The 15,512-nt window shown below is 37.7% G+C and carries 15 protein-coding genes; 4 read left to right on the forward strand and 11 right to left on the reverse strand.

Features of this window, described 5'->3' with window-relative positions:
- Positions 1–67 precede the first annotated feature (67 nt).
- The 7 genes from ACLI50_RS09135 to tsaE all read right to left on the reverse strand — a co-directional run bounded on the left by ACLI50_RS09135 (position 68) and on the right by tsaE (position 6,454).
- Positions 68–2,341 carry a cation:proton antiporter gene (locus tag ACLI50_RS09135; RefSeq protein ID WP_202844348.1) on the reverse strand — a complete coding sequence of 758 codons (2,274 nt, stop codon included), beginning with the start codon at positions 2,339–2,341 and terminating at the stop codon, positions 68–70.
- A 102-nt stretch (positions 2,342–2,443) separates the two neighbouring features.
- Positions 2,444–2,833 (reverse strand): hypothetical protein, encoded by a 390-nt coding sequence (locus ACLI50_RS09140; RefSeq protein WP_411413613.1) that lies wholly within the window; start codon positions 2,831–2,833, stop codon positions 2,444–2,446.
- 109 nt (positions 2,834–2,942) lie between these two features.
- Complete coding sequence (locus tag ACLI50_RS09145) at positions 2,943–3,653, reverse strand: LytR/AlgR family response regulator transcription factor (protein WP_202839549.1); 711 nt, start codon at positions 3,651–3,653, stop codon at positions 2,943–2,945.
- Positions 3,628–4,401, reverse strand: a complete 774-nt coding sequence (locus ACLI50_RS09150; protein ID WP_202839547.1) for a histidine kinase — start codon at positions 4,399–4,401, stop codon at positions 3,628–3,630. The genes ACLI50_RS09145 and ACLI50_RS09150 overlap by 26 nt, the downstream gene beginning before the upstream one ends.
- A gap of 15 nt (positions 4,402–4,416) precedes the next feature.
- Positions 4,417–4,788: a DUF4258 domain-containing protein gene (locus tag ACLI50_RS09155; protein ID WP_202839542.1), complete on the reverse strand. Its 372-nt coding sequence runs from the start codon at positions 4,786–4,788 to the stop codon at positions 4,417–4,419.
- A complete protein-coding gene (locus tag ACLI50_RS09160; protein WP_062671272.1) occupies positions 4,788–5,978 on the reverse strand; it encodes an alanine dehydrogenase in 1,191 nt (396 codons plus the stop codon). Before ACLI50_RS09160 ends, ACLI50_RS09155 begins: the two co-directional genes overlap by 1 nt.
- 68 nt (positions 5,979–6,046) lie before the next feature.
- Entirely contained in the window at positions 6,047–6,454 is a 408-nt protein-coding gene (gene tsaE, locus ACLI50_RS09165) for a tRNA (adenosine(37)-N6)-threonylcarbamoyltransferase complex ATPase subunit type 1 TsaE (RefSeq protein ID WP_411413614.1), read from the reverse strand.
- Between the two features lie 234 nt (positions 6,455–6,688).
- Here tsaE and dnaG point away from each other — a divergent pair, with 234 nt between their 5' ends.
- The 3 genes from dnaG to ACLI50_RS09180 all read left to right on the forward strand — a co-directional run bounded on the left by dnaG (position 6,689) and on the right by ACLI50_RS09180 (position 11,116).
- Positions 6,689–8,677 (forward strand): DNA primase, encoded by a 1,989-nt coding sequence (dnaG, locus tag ACLI50_RS09170; protein ID WP_202839532.1) that lies wholly within the window; start codon positions 6,689–6,691, stop codon positions 8,675–8,677.
- Positions 8,678–8,788: 111 nt separating this feature from the next.
- Positions 8,789–9,475 carry an ATP-dependent Clp endopeptidase proteolytic subunit ClpP gene (gene clpP, locus ACLI50_RS09175; protein ID WP_027373257.1) on the forward strand — a complete coding sequence of 229 codons (687 nt, stop codon included), beginning with the start codon at positions 8,789–8,791 and terminating at the stop codon, positions 9,473–9,475.
- Between the two features lie 372 nt (positions 9,476–9,847).
- The gene (locus ACLI50_RS09180; RefSeq protein WP_411413615.1) at positions 9,848–11,116 is read left to right on the forward strand and encodes an esterase-like activity of phytase family protein; all 1,269 of its coding nucleotides are present in this window, start codon (positions 9,848–9,850) and stop codon (positions 11,114–11,116) included.
- Positions 11,117–11,185: 69 nt separating this feature from the next.
- Here ACLI50_RS09180 and tpiA read toward each other — a convergent pair whose 3' ends face one another.
- The 4 genes from tpiA to ACLI50_RS09200 form a co-directional block, all read right to left on the reverse strand.
- The gene (tpiA, locus tag ACLI50_RS09185) at positions 11,186–11,944 is read right to left on the reverse strand and encodes a triose-phosphate isomerase (protein ID WP_202839529.1); all 759 of its coding nucleotides are present in this window, start codon (positions 11,942–11,944) and stop codon (positions 11,186–11,188) included.
- A 40-nt stretch (positions 11,945–11,984) separates the two neighbouring features.
- Positions 11,985–12,332, reverse strand: coding sequence for a TerB family tellurite resistance protein (locus ACLI50_RS09190; RefSeq protein WP_142719433.1), 348 nt, complete (start codon positions 12,330–12,332; stop codon positions 11,985–11,987).
- Positions 12,333–12,454: 122 nt separating this feature from the next.
- Entirely contained in the window at positions 12,455–13,564 is a 1,110-nt protein-coding gene (locus ACLI50_RS09195; protein ID WP_411413616.1) for a BT_3928 family protein, read from the reverse strand.
- 1 nt (position 13,565) lies between these two features.
- Positions 13,566–14,132 (reverse strand): DUF1599 domain-containing protein, encoded by a 567-nt coding sequence (locus ACLI50_RS09200; protein ID WP_411413617.1) that lies wholly within the window; start codon positions 14,130–14,132, stop codon positions 13,566–13,568.
- A 334-nt stretch (positions 14,133–14,466) separates the two neighbouring features.
- Here ACLI50_RS09200 and folP point away from each other — a divergent pair, with 334 nt between their 5' ends.
- Entirely contained in the window at positions 14,467–15,333 is an 867-nt protein-coding gene (gene folP / locus ACLI50_RS09205) for a dihydropteroate synthase (RefSeq protein WP_475572017.1), read from the forward strand.
- Positions 15,334–15,512 lie beyond the last annotated feature (179 nt).

Consider the following 15,512-nt stretch of genomic DNA (forward strand, 5'->3'; position numbering starts at 1 on the left):
TCTTTACAGACAACGAATAATATTTACAGCTTCAATAGAAATAGAAATATCGGTGTGTGTTATTGTGTTATGGATTTGATATTATTAATGTTGATGGGATATCAGACAGCCATAGACTTTTTGTATCGATCAGGTTTTTCCAGCTTTTACTGCTGATGAGCATCAGGTCATGAGAATTCAGGAATTCTTTCTCAATCTTCTTCTCATTGTACAGCGTAATGTGGTTTGGAGCTACCTGTTCAATGCTTCTGATCAGTTCTTTTACTTCAATATTATTTCGGATCTGTCCTGCGGCATCCAGAATGATAATCTGAGAATTATTGTTATTAATCAGCCTTTTCGCATATTCAAGAAGGTAAAAATCACTCAGATTGAAGATCGGAACAAATACTTTGTCGGCTGCTTTAAAATCTTTTTCCACCAAAATTCCTACAGGAATATTGGTTTTGTCGAGAATCTGAAGGGTAAAATCGTCAAAAGGAGAATTGTTGAATATATTTCCTTTGCCTTTTACCGTGTTCAATAGTTTTTCGGGATTAATAATCTTGGTGGTAAAGCCTAATAACCTTCCCAATAAACTACCTTCATACATAGATTTTCCAAGCATGATCAGCAGAAGATCATAATGTCCTTTGTTGGTAATGCTGGTCAAATCACTTTCGATATCAGTAGACGCTTTGAAGAGGGTAGTGACTTCCAGATTCAGATCGTGAGAGGTTTCAATGACATTCTGAAACTGTGACTCCTCATACTCGTTGATGTCATAGGCATGCATTTCATCTACCGGAGCAATATTCATCGCAGTGATGCTTTTATTGCCGTTCATTTTATGGGTGAAATTGTGTGCAAGTTTCAACAAAGTACTTCCGGATTCCGGTTTATCAAATGAGAGAAGAACGCGGTATTTGGAATCATTATCCTGAATGGATTCGTCCTGGTTTTTTTTAGATTTAAAAATAAAATTAATAAAATCCAGTGCAGGCCCAGTCATGAAAGTGGTGAAGAGAGCCATGATTACAAGCATTGCAAAAATTTCAGGGCTTAAAACGCCAAGATCATATCCAATGTTGAGTACAATAAGCTCCATAAGACCTCTTGTGTTCATCAGAGCTCCTATCGTTAAGCTTTCTTTCCAGTTAATACCTACAAATCTTGCGGTCAGGGCACTTCCGGCAAACTTTCCGAGAACTGCGGTCAGAATAATAAATCCTGCGGTCATCCACAGATGGCTGTCGTTAAGCAGGCCGATTTGGGTACGGAGTCCTGTGAATACAAAGAATAATGGCAGCAGAAGTACTAATGCCACATCCTCTACCTTATCAATAAAAAGGGTACGAAACTTTGTATTTTCCGGCATAATAGCTCCCGCCATAAAAGCTCCGAATAAGGCGTGAATACCAATGACCTCAGTAGCGTATGCAGACAGGATCAGGGTCAGGAAAAAGATAGCCACCATGGGTTTGCTGATCGTATTTTTTCCGGCCTGAAGGTCTCCGACTCTTTTCAGGAAGGGTCTTACAATTTTAATCATTAAAAATACATAAGCAACAGCCATGATAATCACATAGATAGAGCTTGCAAAAGAACCTGCTTTTACAATAGCAATTACGGCAGCAAGAATACACCATGCGGTAATATCATCGGCAGCAGCACAGGTAATCACAATCGTTCCCAGTTTGGTTTTCTGGAGGTTTCTTTCCTGTACGATTCTCGCCAGTACCGGAAATGCTGTGATACTCATCGAAATGGCTATAAATAAAGCAAAAGAGGTAAACTGGATACCATCCGGAGCAAATTCCTGATACACAAAATAAGAAAGGCCTATTCCCAGAGCAAAAGGAATAATAATACTTGCATGGCTGATGACAACCGCATCATGAGCTTTTTTCCTTAATACACTCAGATCCAGCTCCATTCCAACAATATACATGAACAGGATAAGACCTATCTGGCTCAGAAACTGAAGGTTGCCTAATGATTCTTTTGGGAAAAGAAAGGCGGAAAACTCAGGGAAGTACATTCCCACAAGTGAAGGACCGAGTACAATCCCTGCAATCATTTCTCCGATAACCGTAGGCTGTTTTATTTTCATACAAATCCATCCGAAAAGCCTTGCTGTCATAATAATAGTGACAATTTGCGCCAATAATAGCGCAAGCGGATGGTGAAGATTGGTTTTGAATGATTCCAGGAAATTATCCCAGGTAGAGCCGCTGCTGGTATTGGCAACGATATTTTCTTTTACTTCCAGCGTCTGCCCTTCAATGATGAAATAATACATCAGAGCGGAAAAGACTGCGATGGTAGTAATGTAGAAAATTAAATTTTTGTATTTCCCCAAATTCATGATTCCAATATTTTATGCAAAGTTGAAAAGAATATAGTTATGTTAAATACTCTTTTTTTTAAAATGTAATGAATGTTCTAAAAAATGTAATAAAATCTATTTGAACGAATAACCCATTCCAAATCCTATTTTCCAGTTCCCATTCAGATCTGCTGTCTTAGCGTTATAGTAGGCAGGAATCTGGAAGGCTATTTTTTTATAGACCACAGTAAGACCTGCTCCCAGCGTAGGCATAATAGGACTGTTTTTGGTTCCGGAAGAATGGTCTTCTTTAATTCTCAGTGAAGGAAGCATTCCAACAATGAATTTTACGCTTTTATGGGTAAGACTTACATTTGGACCTGTAAAGTTGAGATAAGCACCATGATCTACATATCCGCCTATTGCTATTCCGTCAAAAAAAGAGACCTTCAGTTTTGAAGAGGCTTCCTGGGAAAAACACAAGCCGGATAGGAGAAGTCCTGCAGCATAGAAAAAGTTTTTCATTATAAAATCAATTAATTCCATACAAAATTAAAGGGATTCAATACTGAAAAAGGGGAGTTGTAATAAAGGACTTATATTCTGTAATGAAACCGGAAAGATTTGAAAAGATCTATTTTCCGAAGAGCTCCATCAATGAATTTTTATAAGCATCTCCGATCTGAAGTTTCAGAAAAGAGTGATCTTCCGCAGGAATAGTGGTAATGATTTCGTTGGTTGAAAATACTTTGATGGAAGACAGCGCAATGATTTCTTTTTTATTCACCTGGGCAAAATCTTTTGATGGCAGCATTTCCAGAAGGTTTTTGAAATTCAGGTTTTTTAAAACGATGGTTGTTCCGTCAATAAGCATAATATCTTTATCCCTGCTGTCTATTTCAGAAGTTTTGATGTAAGAAATCTGCTCTGTGAATATAACGGTTTTTCCAATATTGGTATTCCACTCGATAAAAGTTTTTTTAGGAGCATTTTCTACCAGTTCTTTAGCTTTTTCGAAAGCTTGAACCAGTCTTTCTTTTTTGATGGGTTTTCTTACATAATCCACCACATTCAAATCGAAAGCTTCAGCAGCATATTCTTTGTAAGCTGTTGTAAAGATGATTTTTTTAGAACCTGAAATAATCTCAGCCACCTGAAGACCTGTCATTCCGGGCATTTCAATATCCAGAATGCACAGATTACAGTCGAGGCTTTCTATTTCATTCAGAAAAATTTTAGGATCATTGAATGCTTTTACTACCTCTACATTCTCAATCTGCTCGCATAGAAGTTTTAAATAGCTGATGGCCAGTAATTCATCATCCAGAATAACGCATTTTATCATAGAATTCTCCTAAATTGATTTTTAATTCCGCCGTAAAGATTCCGTTTTTTGAGCTTCTTTCCAGCTGATAATAAGTACTGTAGATCATTTTAAGCCTCTGATCAAAAGACTGGCTTCCAAAACCGCTTTTTTCCTTTTCCAGAATATTTTTCAGAGAAGCTTTATTACTGACTTTCATAGTGAAAATACTGTCCTCAAGCTCCATATAAATGGAAATAAAAGAATCCTGAGCCAGAAAATCCGTATGTTTGAAAGCATTTTCTATAAGGTCCACCGAGATCAGCGGAGCAAATACCTTTTCTTCATACAAAGCATCAGATTTATTGATCCTGGATTTAATTCTGAAGTCAAAAAGTGGATTGATCTTGATTTTATTAATTTCAATAAGGCTTAAAGCAAAATTAAGCTCTTCTTTCGGGCTTACATACTTATTGTTGCTTTCGTATAAAATATAATCCAGCACATTGGCCAGCTTATCCAGTGACATATACGTCTGATAGGCATGAGACTGCACCGAATTCAGAATATTTTTAAACAAATGCGGATTCAGCTTTGTGCCGATATGTTCCAGACGGACTTCATTCAGGTGCTGCTCAATAAGTTTGTTGGTTTCCGATAATTTGGTATTTCTCTGTTTCAGCTTCTGATTCTGGCTGAAGAGATAAATACTGATAGTCAGAAACAGGAAAATGGCAAAAACTCCGATGAATATCAGATAATCATGAATCATGTAGTAATTGCCGTCCATAGCTTGTACTTGAAACTATTTCAGTTTTTTAAGACTGTTTACCGTCACCGTTTCTTCACATTTTTCAAAAGTGATCTCGTAAGACGGATTTTTTTCAGGATAGGTTAAAAGATAGTCCGGACATGGTTTCTTTTGTGCATGGCTGCGGTCAAAATCTACCTTTCCGTTGGTAATGATGCTGTCTTTTATAAATTTCTCATCAATCTTGTAGGCCGCCATTGCATTTTTAGCTTCTTCAGAATATTTGAATTCTTTGGAAAGACTTTCAGCAATCACACGGCTGTTCGGTAAATATCCGCTGCAGCTTGCTCCTTTTTTGTTTAAAATAAAAAATACGATCAAAAGCCCCGGAACGAAGCCTATTGCATAAAATTTCAGTTTCTTCATTAGAAAATTAAAAGATTGATATCGTGGTACGTAAGTCCGAAACGATCGCAGATGATCTTCTTGGTATGTCTTCCTTTGTACATATATAAGCTCTGCTTCATTTCATTTTTGCGGATCAGCATGTTTTCAAAGCCGCCCTCTTCGTCATAATTTAAAATATAGGAAAGGAAGAAATTCGAGATGGCCTTGGTGGTGGTTCTCGGCATTCTTGAGGTAAGATTCGGAAGTCCGCAGTGGATGACACCGTGTTTGATGACATAAGGATCTTCCATGGTGGTAAGCTCTGAAGTTTCGATCACTTTACCGTTGTCTATGGTAATATCGATGATGACACTGCCTTTTTTCATTTTCATCACCATATCTTCAGTAACGATAGGGGTCATGTTCAATCTTGGAAGTGCTCCGATTACTACATCGGCACGTCTTAAACTTTTGCTGAGCTCTTTAGGATCAATAATAGAAGTCGGTACGCGGCTGTCAACAATCGTGTGAAGCCTTCTAAGCTTGGATAAAGAATTATCGAAAACTTTTACACTTGCTCCTAAACCAATGGCTGCTTTTGTAGCAAACTCACCTACAATTCCGGCTCCAAGGATAACAACTTCTGCGGGTCTTACTCCTGTAATTCCTCCCAGCATTAACCCGTTTGATAAGGCTAATAATTCGGAGGCATATAAGATTGAAACGGTTCCTGCAATTTCCCCGACTAATCTTACCAAAGCCAGCTGCTTGTATTCATCAACGATAAATTCAAAAGCGATGGCGTTTATTTTTTTCTCTGCAAGCTTTAAGAAATACTCCTTGTCTCTAAGATTAATTTGAAGTGCCGAAACCAGATACGTATTAGGCTTCATGTACTCAATTTCATCTTCTGTAGGAGGGTTCACCTTCAGGATAAGATCCTGCCCGAAAGCTTCTTTTGGATCATTGGTGATCTTCGCTCCAGATTCGGAATACTGTAAATCTGTAAAAAATGAACCTTGTCCGGCCCCTGATTCAATAATGATCTCATGGCCGTGCTCTACCAACACCTGTACGGCGTCAGGAGTAATACAGGTTCTCCTTTCGTTGAGACAGGTTTCTTTAGGAATTCCAATACTGAACTGTTTCCCTTTCTTTATAACCTCCAATTTTTCCTCTTTCGGCATTAATTCTTCTTCTGTGAAAGGAGTAAAAATATTTGTACTCATCCTTAAATTAAATTATGTCTTACAGATTGTTTTTTTACACTCAATTAATGAGCAAAGATACATAATATTTAATCGAATGAAATTTCTCTGTTTTCACCCGTATTCACAATACTCATTGTGTGGTACTTAAGGCCATAAAGCTCCTCTTCATACACTTCCGGCCACTCGATGATGCATAGAAAGGAGTTATCCAGATACTCTTCAATTCCGATATCATACACTTCTTCAATGTTTTTCAGACGGTAAAGATCAAAATGATATACTTTTCCTTTTTCAGTATTGTATTCATTCACAATAGAATACGTGGGAGAGTTTACTTCGTCATTGCTGCCCATATTTGTAAGCAGAAATTGAGTGAAGGTTGTCTTCCCGGCTCCCAGATTTCCTTTTAATAAAAGAATATTATGTTGTAATTGAGGAATGATGGTGTCAACAACTTCCTGCCAGTCTTCGATTGTATGTATAGTGAACTGCATATGCTAATTTGTTTTGCAAAAATAATGATTTATGAGTTTTTAATGAGTGGAAGAAGTCAGAAATTATAAATTGCAGGCTGGAAGCTGGAAGTTAGAAGCTGGAAGTTGAAAAAGCAACTTTTATATTCCCACTCTTAAACCTCAAACTCTCAAACTTTCGAACCAGCATCCCGAAACCCGCACCGAAATTCTCAGCCTCTTCCAACTTCCCTATAAATTACTTAATTTTACAGCATGATTTCCAAACAGACCATTGATAAAATATTCTCCACGATCCGCGTTGAAGAGATTGTGGGCGAATATGTGCAGTTGAAAAGAGCAGGGTCTAACTACAAAGGGCTCAGTCCTTTTCATGATGAAAAAACACCCAGTTTTGTAGTTTCTGCCAGTAAGCAGATCTGGAAGGATTTCTCTACAGGAAAAGGAGGAACAGCCATTTCTTTCCTGATGGAAATTGAGAACTTTACGTATCCTGAAGCACTCCGCCATGCTGCAAAAAAATACGGAATTGAAATTGAAGAAGACCAGCGGGAAATTTCTGAAGAAGCAAAAAATGCCCAGACAGAAAAAGATCTGCTGTATAAAATCCATGAGGTTGCCAATACTTATTTTCAGGAGATCCTTTGGGATGATCAGGAGGGCAGAAGCATAGGACTTTCTTATTTCAAAGAAAGGGAGTTGAGGGATGATATCATTAAGAAATTCCAGCTGGGATATTCTCCGGAGAAAAAGAATGCTTTCACGGCTTATGCGCTTGAAAAAGGTTATAATAAAGAAATTCTTGAGAAATCCGGACTTTCTATTTTTCCTGAAAATACTCCTGCAGGCGTAGACCGTTTTAGAGAAAGGGTTATTTTCCCTATTCACAGTTTTTCTGGCAGGGTTTTAGGCTTTGGAGCAAGGATTCTGAAGAATAATGTCAAAACTGCAAAATATCTCAATTCCCCGGAAACGGAGATCTACCATAAATCCAATGTTCTTTATGGATTAAACCAGAGCAAGCAGGCGATTTCAAGAAAGAATGCCTGTCTTTTGGTGGAAGGGTATATGGACGTGATTTCCCTTCATATGTCCGGAATTGAAAATGTAGTGGCAAGTTCCGGAACGTCTTTGACGACAGAACAAATCAAACTTATTAAGAGGCTTACGGAAAACGTAACGATTCTTTTTGACGGTGATAATGCCGGTATCAAAGCCAGTTTCCGAAGTATTGATATGTTGCTGACTGAGGGAATGAACATCCGTGTCTTGCTTTTCCCTGATGGAGATGACCCGGATTCCTTTGCCAGAAAACATCCGCAGGAATACGTTGAAAAGTACATCGAAAATGAAGCGATGGATTTCATCGATTTCAAGGCGGAAATTCTCCTGAGAGATATCGGAAATGATCCGATTAAAAAGGCTGAAGCAATCAGAGATATTGTAAAATCTGTCTCTTTCGTACAAAATGCCCTGAAAAGAGAGGTTTATCTGAAAGAGGTTTCCAATAAATTCGGGCTTTCCGAACAGAGTCTTTTCAATGAGCTGGATGTTCAGAAGCAGATCACCCAGAATCAGACGCATCATGTTCAGCAGCAGCAGAAGGAAAAAGCAGCAGCTCCGAAAATGGAGATTGTTCCTTTGGATAAGGAAAAAGAAGATCCTTTTCTGTATGATGTATTATTCATGGAGAATAAACTGGTAGATCATATGCTGATGTTCGGAGATATTGTTCTCAAAAGGAAGAATGAAAATAATGAGGAATATCAGATTACCGTTATTGAAGAAATTCTTCATCATTTTGAAGAAGAGCAGTATACATTTTTAGTCAAAGAAAATGAGATTATTATCAATCAGGTGAGAGAAGGAATTCAAAAGGATGAACTCAGAAGTGGAAACTTTTTTGTATCTTTTATGGACGAAGAGATTACCACAAAGGTTGTAGATGCTTTAATCCCGCTGGATGAACTTGAAAACTGGGCTTCAAGAAATATTTATCCTCCCAACTATGGTGATAAAGTGGCAGATCAGATCCAGGGAGATGTTCTGTTACATAAGTACCGGTATATTGATTATCTGATCAAGGAAACAGCCAAAGAGCTTGATCAGTACAGCAATACGGATGAGGTAAAATATTATGAGCTGATCAAAAAAATCACGCTTTTAAAGCAGGCTTCCATACGGTTGAGCAATATCATAGAATATTCACCGATCAAAGGGATTTATGTAGATAGGAAGAGATAAACAAGAGTCAGATTTTTGGATATTCTGTGACAAAAAGTCCTATAAAATTTTAGGAATAAATATTGTAATTTAAACTTCGAGAATATTTTAAAAATAATACATAATAGAAATATGGACATTAAAAAGGAATTCAGAGACTTCTCTGTAAAACATTTAGGAAACAACGGTTTGGTTACCGATCAGTATATGGGAATGTATGGCCCAACGAATCTTACTCCGTACATCATGGAAGAAAGAAGATTAAACGTTGCTCAGATGGACGTTTTCTCCCGTCTGATGATGGACAGAATTATCTTCCTGGGAACAGGTATTGATGATCAGGTTGCAAACATCGTTACGGCTCAGCTTTTATTCCTGGAAAGTGCTGACCCTTCAAAAGATATTCAGATCTACATCAACTCTCCTGGTGGTAGTGTGTATGCAGGTCTAGGTATTTATGACACCATGCAGATCATCAAGCCGGATGTAGCGACAATCTGTACAGGTATGGCTGCTTCAATGGGAGCTGTATTACTGGTTGCCGGAGAAAAAGGAAAACGTTCTGCGCTTAAGCATTCAAGAGTAATGATCCACCAGCCTTCAGGAGGTGCTCAGGGAGTTGCTTCTGATATGGAGATCAACTTAAGAGAAATGTTGAAACTGAAGCAGGAGCTTTATGAAATCATCGGTCATCACTCAGGACAAACGTATGAGTGGGTAGAAAAATCTTCTGACAGAGATTACTGGATGACTTCTGAAGAAGCTAAAGGTTACGGAATGGTAGATGAGGTTTTACAAAGATCTACTGAGAAAAAATAATTGATGATATAATCATGAGAACCGCACCCAATCTGGTGCGGTTTTTTTGTTGGATGATATTTTAAATTTCACTATTTAGATTCTGCAGAATGACACAATTGGAATGGAGGTTTATCCATACAGCTTATCATTCCGAAGAAATCCGGCTGCAATAATCCGGAAAAAAATACTTCACAAGAAATCTACAATGCTGGCCAAATTCCAACTGAAGACGTAAAAATTCCCATCCTCCGGAGGGGTGGCAAAAATTCAAAGAATTTTTGACGGGGTGGTTGTAAATAGCACATTCATCAGTATTGTTAAAAAACAATTATCATTATATTTAAGATCAGTTTACAATCGATTTATACTTTCGCAGCCATAAAAGTGAATATGAAAAAATTACTATGGTCTGCAGTCGTGCTGGCAGTATGGGCTTCATGTAAAAGTGATGATGATACAGCCATAATTAATCAGGATATTAATTATTCCAAACTGCCTCAGGAGTTTCCCTTTACAAAACTGGCTACTATAAACGGAGTGGATGTTATCAACGGAGGTTTTGGTTCCGGTGCTGCCGCTCATCCAACAAGAAAAGGGGAGTTCTATGTCATTACAGACAGAGGTCCCAATACGGACTTCCAGAATGGAAAAAAGTTTCTTGCTCCTAATTTCACTCCAACTATTATGCATTTTAAAATCAATGCCGACGGAAATGTAGAGGTCATCAAATATATTAAACTTAAAAATCCATCCGGACAACCTATTACCGGACTTCCAAATCCTGTTGGAATGGGGAGCACAGGAGAAATAGCATATGATGCTTCCGGAAATGTCTTAGGTACTGATCAGTATGGTCTTGACAGCGAAAGTATTGTTGCTGCCGCTGACGGTACATTCTGGGTTTCCGATGAATACGGACCGCATATCGTCCATTACAGTGCAGATGGAATGGAGATGGAAAGAATAAGCCCTATCGGAGTAAATACAGGACCAAGAAAGTTACCTGCTGTTTTAGCGAAAAGAAGAGCCAACAGAGGAATGGAGGGGCTTTGTATGAGCCCGGACGGAAGAACGCTGATAGGAACCATGCAGTCGATGATGTATGTTCCCAGTAAGGCATTGGCTACCAATAAAACTTTAACGAGAATTGTCACATTTGATACTGTTACAGGGCAGACTAAACAGTTTCTATATAAGCAGGATGGAGGTGCTACTGATTCGGTTTGTGATATTACAGCAATAAGTAACAGTGAATTCCTGGTGATTGAAAGAGATGGAAATTTCGGTTCCCAGGGCGGAATCAAAAAAGTATACAGAATCAATCTGAGCAATGCAACAGATGTAAACGGAGCCGATATCAGCGCTGTTGACGGAATGAAAATCAATGGAAAAGCTTTAGAACAATGTTCATGGGACGAAATTACCAATGCCGGAATAAAAGCTGTTACAAAAACATTAGCCGTAGATCTGGTAGCAAAACTGGGCTATGAACATGATAAATTCGAGGGAATTGTTTATCTGGGAAATAATAAACTGGCTGTTTTCAATGATGATGACTTTGGAGTGGTAGATGATGGAAACGGAAATCCAAAAGCCAAAATTTTACCTAAAACGGGTAAAGTAGACAAGGGAACAATGTATGTAGTCGATATTCAATAATTAGATTTTTTTAACGGAAAACGGCGGAATCGAAGATTCCGCCGTTTTTATTTTTATCTAAATGAAATTTTAGTTAAAAGCTTCAATGATTTTAGAGAAGTCTTCCAGTTTCAAAGCCGCTCCTCCGATAAGACCTCCGTCAATATCCGGCTGAGAGAAGATTTCTTTTGCATTATCCGGCTTCACAGAACCTCCGTAAAGAATAGAAACTTCGTCAGCAACTTCCTGTCCGTATTTTGAAGCAATAATATTTCTGATGTGAGCATGGATTTCCTGAGCCTGCTCCGGACTTGCTGTTTCTCCTGTTCCGATAGCCCAAACCGGTTCGTAAGCAATCACCACTTTTTTGATTTCTTCAGCAGAAAGCGTGAAAAGAGCTACTTCAGTCTGGTTTTTTACGACTTCAAGGTGTTGCCCTGCTTTTCTCTGTTCAAGTGTTTCTCCATTACAGTAAACAGGAATAAGACCTTTATCAAGAGCCAGCTTGATCTTTCTGTTACAGTGAGAATCTGTTTCTCCGTGATATTGCCTTCTTTCAGAATGCCCGATTAATGAACCGGTAGCATCGATAGATTCCAGCATATCTGCAGAAATTTCACCTGTGTAAGCGCCGCTTTCATGCTCGCTCATATCCTGAGAAAATACACCGATCTCATCCTTTTCAAAAATATCTTTCGCCATCATCAAATACAATGCTGGCGGAGCAATCCAAACTTCACAGTTGGTAGCGTTATTGTTTTTATAGCTTAGTAACTGAATCATTAATTGTTGTGCATCAATTACATTTTTGTTCATTTTCCAGTTTCCTGCAACTATTTTTCTTCTCATAAGATTTAGATATAGATTTATTTTATTTTTTCGTAATGGTTTATAATCCCCAAAGGTTTTTCAGTAGAACATAGAAGGTGTGCTCTTCCTCAGTTACTTTATTGTCTGCTTTGATCAAAGATTTTGCAAACTGAACAAATTTCACACGTTCATCCTCTGTAGAATCATCATGGAAACATCTTGCATGGAACTCAAAATGATCTTTCCATTCCTCAGGCTGTAAAAGGGCCAATGTGTCCAATTCGTTGTCAAGGTTCATTCTGAAAGGAAATTCATCCGCCAGGTATTGCTGTACCAGCATTCCTTCCTCAGGGGCAAACTCTCCGTCCACAGAAGAAAGAATCATTAATAAATGATAGCCGGCGATTGATTTATTTGATTTTTGCATGAGCTTTTATATGTTTAAGTTTAGTGTTTAAATTTGATAATTGATAATTGATAATTGATAATTGATAATTGATCAACGATTGGCTCTCGTCAAAAAGATCATTTATCGTTCATCATTCATAATTAATTAACGTAGTCCTTTGCAGGTTGTTTATCTACAATTTTTCCATTCTCAAGAATGAGGACAAACGGATTGCTTCTTGCTATTGTTTTGATGGCAGTTCCGTCCATCAGTACATTTTTAATGGTTTTAAAAGTATTAGGCTCTGTGGAAACTCCGTAGATTAAGGCGCCTTTCTGAGTATTTACCTTTGCCTCCACTTTCTGAAGCAGGTCAGCAGGGATTTCCTTTGGATGATAGGAAAACACCAGAACAGCTTTTGGAGCATTAATGATCTCTTGCGTAACTTCCATTCCTGTAGGATCTTCAATCTTAAATTTTACAATTTCAGATTTGTAACCTTCCTTAATCAATACCGATTCATTTTTTCCATCTTCAATTTTCCACGGAGAACCTTCTGCCCAGTATTCTGTTTTTTTGATATAATCATCCTGATTTACCTTTACTACCTGTCCTGTTTTTTCGTTTTTCAGGGAGTAAAATGTCTTATATTCAGAAGGGTTTTTGTCAATTTTAGCTTTTTCACCTTTAATGTCTGTCCCGATTTTATAATCACGGAAATCAATGATCGGTTCATGCATGATTCCCTGCACCATAACGTAGATCATTCCTAAAGAAAAGACTGTTAAAAGAATATATTGGAACGTATGGGAAGACTCTTTTTCGCTGATTCCATACTCATCTTTTTTACGGAATTCTTTTCTGTACAGAATGAATAATAGAATCAATCCTATCAAAAGGATAACATCTTTAAGGAAGCTCTGCCATGGAGTAAATTTGATGGCATCTCCAAAGCATCCACAATCTGTTACCACATTGAAATAAGCCGAATAAAATGTCAGAAATCCAAAGAAAATACAAAGTGCAATTAATACGGATAAGGTAAATTTAAGCTTTAATTTAAGCAGCAGCATAAATCCTAAGAAAAGCTCCAGTACCACCACAATAATAGAAAACAGCAGGGCAAACTTTTCAAAAAACGGCATATTGAAAACAGCAGGAGAGAAATATTCTTCCATTTTGAAAGAAAAACCTACCAGATCCACGGCTTTCACAAAGCCTGAAAGGATAAAAATGACAGCGATAATAAAGCGTAATAAACCTTTGAGCATATTAAATAGTTTTGGGTTCGAACTGATTTTCTTTTTCCGAGAACTTGATCAGACAGAAGACGGCATAATTCAGCATGTCGAAATAGTTGGCATCAAGCCCTTCCGAAACAATTGTTTGGCCCTGGTTATCCTCAATCTGTTTGGTTCTCAATACTTTCTGATAAATAAGATCCGTAATTGAAGAAATCCTCATATCTCTCCATGCTTCACCATAATCATGGTTTTTTCTTTCCATTAAAGCTTTCGCTTCACCGGAATATTTGTCATACAGACCTAAAATTTCTTCCTTATTTTCATTAAAATCATTGGAAAGGCCCTTTTCCAGCTGGATAAGTCCAATGATAGAATAGTTCACAATGGCGATAAATTCATCTTCTTCACTCTCATCCACCATTTTTTTATCAGTCATTTGCAGCGTACGGATCCTGTTCACTTTGATATAAATCTGATCTGTAATGGAACTTGGCCGTAAAACCCTCCATGCCGCACCATAATCCTGCAATTTTTTGCCGAAAAGATCACGGCACTGACTGATAACTTTCTCGAACTGTACTGATGTTTTTAACATAAATCTTCTTAATCTTCCAAATATACGAATTCGGTTTTAGATTTTTGAATTTGATGAGCTGAGTTTGTGAGTGAGAGGGTGAGAGGATGGGAGAGTTTTAGAGTTTCGGGTTTCGGGATTCGAGTTGTTGGGTTTGAGAGTGAGAGAGTCGGAGCGTCGGAGAGTTTGAGGGTGAGAGTGTTTGAGCATGGTATGTGAAACGTCCACTTCTAACTTCTAGCTTCTAGCTTCCAATTTCTCATTTAAAACTCATAAATCACTAATTTTGCATTACAAAAATCATTCATCAATTATCATTAATCATTTATAATCTACCCTCATCAATAATAATCTCATGCTCTCCAACCCTAAAACTCTCCCACACTCAAACCCTCCAACTCATTCAATCAACTGCAACGGTAGACTGGTACAACTGGACACTCCAAAAATCATGGGAATTCTCAACCTGACTCCGGATTCTTTCTCTGACGGCGGAAAATTCAATAACGAAAAAGCAGCTCTGGAGCATGCCGAAAAACTGTTGAAAGATGGAGCAGAAATACTGGATATTGGCCCTCAGTCTACACGTCCCAATGCCGAATTTTTAAGTGCTGCCGAAGAAAAAAACAGAATTGGAAATCTGATTTCTCTGATCAAAAAAGAATTTCCGGAAGCCCTGATTTCCCTGGATACTTTTTATGCAGAAACAGTGAAATTTGGATTTAATGAAGGAATTGATCTGATTAATGATATTTCTGGAGGTCAGTATGATACAGAAATGTTTGATACAGCTGCTGAAACGAGGTTGCCTTACATTCTGATGCATGTAAATCCTTCTTATGAAACCATGCATGATAAAATAAAATTTGAAGATATTACGCTGGAAGTGAACCAGTATTTTGCTAAAAAAACAAAAGAACTTTTAGAAAAAGGAGTGAATGATATCATTCTTGATCCCGGTTTTGGTTTCGGGAAAACAGTGGAAGACCAGATGAAAATGATCCATGAAGTTGAATATCTCGGATTCGGAAAATTTCCTTTGCTGATAGGGATTTCCAGAAAGTCATTTATCTACAGGCCTTTGGGAAAATCACCGCTGGACATCAATGAGGAAACACAGAAACTGCACATGAAAGTATTGGAACAGGGAGCAAAAATTTTGAGGGTTCACGATGTGGCTGAAGCAAAGGAAACACTGAACCATTTTTTACGAAAAAAATAAAAAGTGCAAAAAAAACTTGTGAGTAATTAAAAAGTTTATACATTTGCAATATGAATTTTACGAATCAGAAAAATATTATTGTCATTTCTATTATTGCTGTTGTCATTAACAACAGTAAGGAAACGGCATTTTAAATAGATTTTAATTTAAATTATATATAAAACCGTTTCAAACTATGA

The organism is Chryseobacterium cupriresistens (assembly GCF_046614675.1).
Taxonomy (GTDB): Bacteria; Bacteroidota; Bacteroidia; order Flavobacteriales; family Weeksellaceae; genus Chryseobacterium; species Chryseobacterium cupriresistens.

Excerpts from the sequence above, each read along its gene's own strand:
- tsaE (WP_411413614.1), bottom strand. The coding sequence starts at position 6,454 with ATGCAGTTCACTATACATACAATCGAAGACTGGCAGGAAGTTGTTGAC.
- ACLI50_RS09180 (WP_411413615.1), top strand. The coding sequence starts at position 9,848 with ATGAAAAAATTACTATGGTCTGCAGTCGTGCTGGCAGTATGGGCTTCA.
- ACLI50_RS09155 (WP_202839542.1), bottom strand. The coding sequence starts at position 4,788 with ATGAAGAAACTGAAATTTTATGCAATAGGCTTCGTTCCGGGGCTTTTG.
- folP (WP_475572017.1), top strand. The coding sequence starts at position 14,467 with ATGCTCTCCAACCCTAAAACTCTCCCACACTCAAACCCTCCAACTCAT.
- dnaG (WP_202839532.1), top strand. The coding sequence starts at position 6,689 with ATGATTTCCAAACAGACCATTGATAAAATATTCTCCACGATCCGCGTT.
- ACLI50_RS09145 (WP_202839549.1), bottom strand. The coding sequence starts at position 3,653 with ATGATAAAATGCGTTATTCTGGATGATGAATTACTGGCCATCAGCTAT.
- tpiA (WP_202839529.1), bottom strand. The coding sequence starts at position 11,944 with ATGAGAAGAAAAATAGTTGCAGGAAACTGGAAAATGAACAAAAATGTA.
- ACLI50_RS09190 (WP_142719433.1), bottom strand. The coding sequence starts at position 12,332 with ATGCAAAAATCAAATAAATCAATCGCCGGCTATCATTTATTAATGATT.
- clpP (WP_027373257.1), top strand. The coding sequence starts at position 8,789 with ATGGACATTAAAAAGGAATTCAGAGACTTCTCTGTAAAACATTTAGGA.
- ACLI50_RS09140 (WP_411413613.1), bottom strand. The coding sequence starts at position 2,833 with ATGAAAAACTTTTTCTATGCTGCAGGACTTCTCCTATCCGGCTTGTGT.
- ACLI50_RS09150 (WP_202839547.1), bottom strand. The coding sequence starts at position 4,401 with ATGGACGGCAATTACTACATGATTCATGATTATCTGATATTCATCGGA.
- ACLI50_RS09200 (WP_411413617.1), bottom strand. The coding sequence starts at position 14,132 with ATGTTAAAAACATCAGTACAGTTCGAGAAAGTTATCAGTCAGTGCCGT.
- ACLI50_RS09195 (WP_411413616.1), bottom strand. The coding sequence starts at position 13,564 with ATGCTCAAAGGTTTATTACGCTTTATTATCGCTGTCATTTTTATCCTT.
- ACLI50_RS09160 (WP_062671272.1), bottom strand. The coding sequence starts at position 5,978 with ATGAGTACAAATATTTTTACTCCTTTCACAGAAGAAGAATTAATGCCG.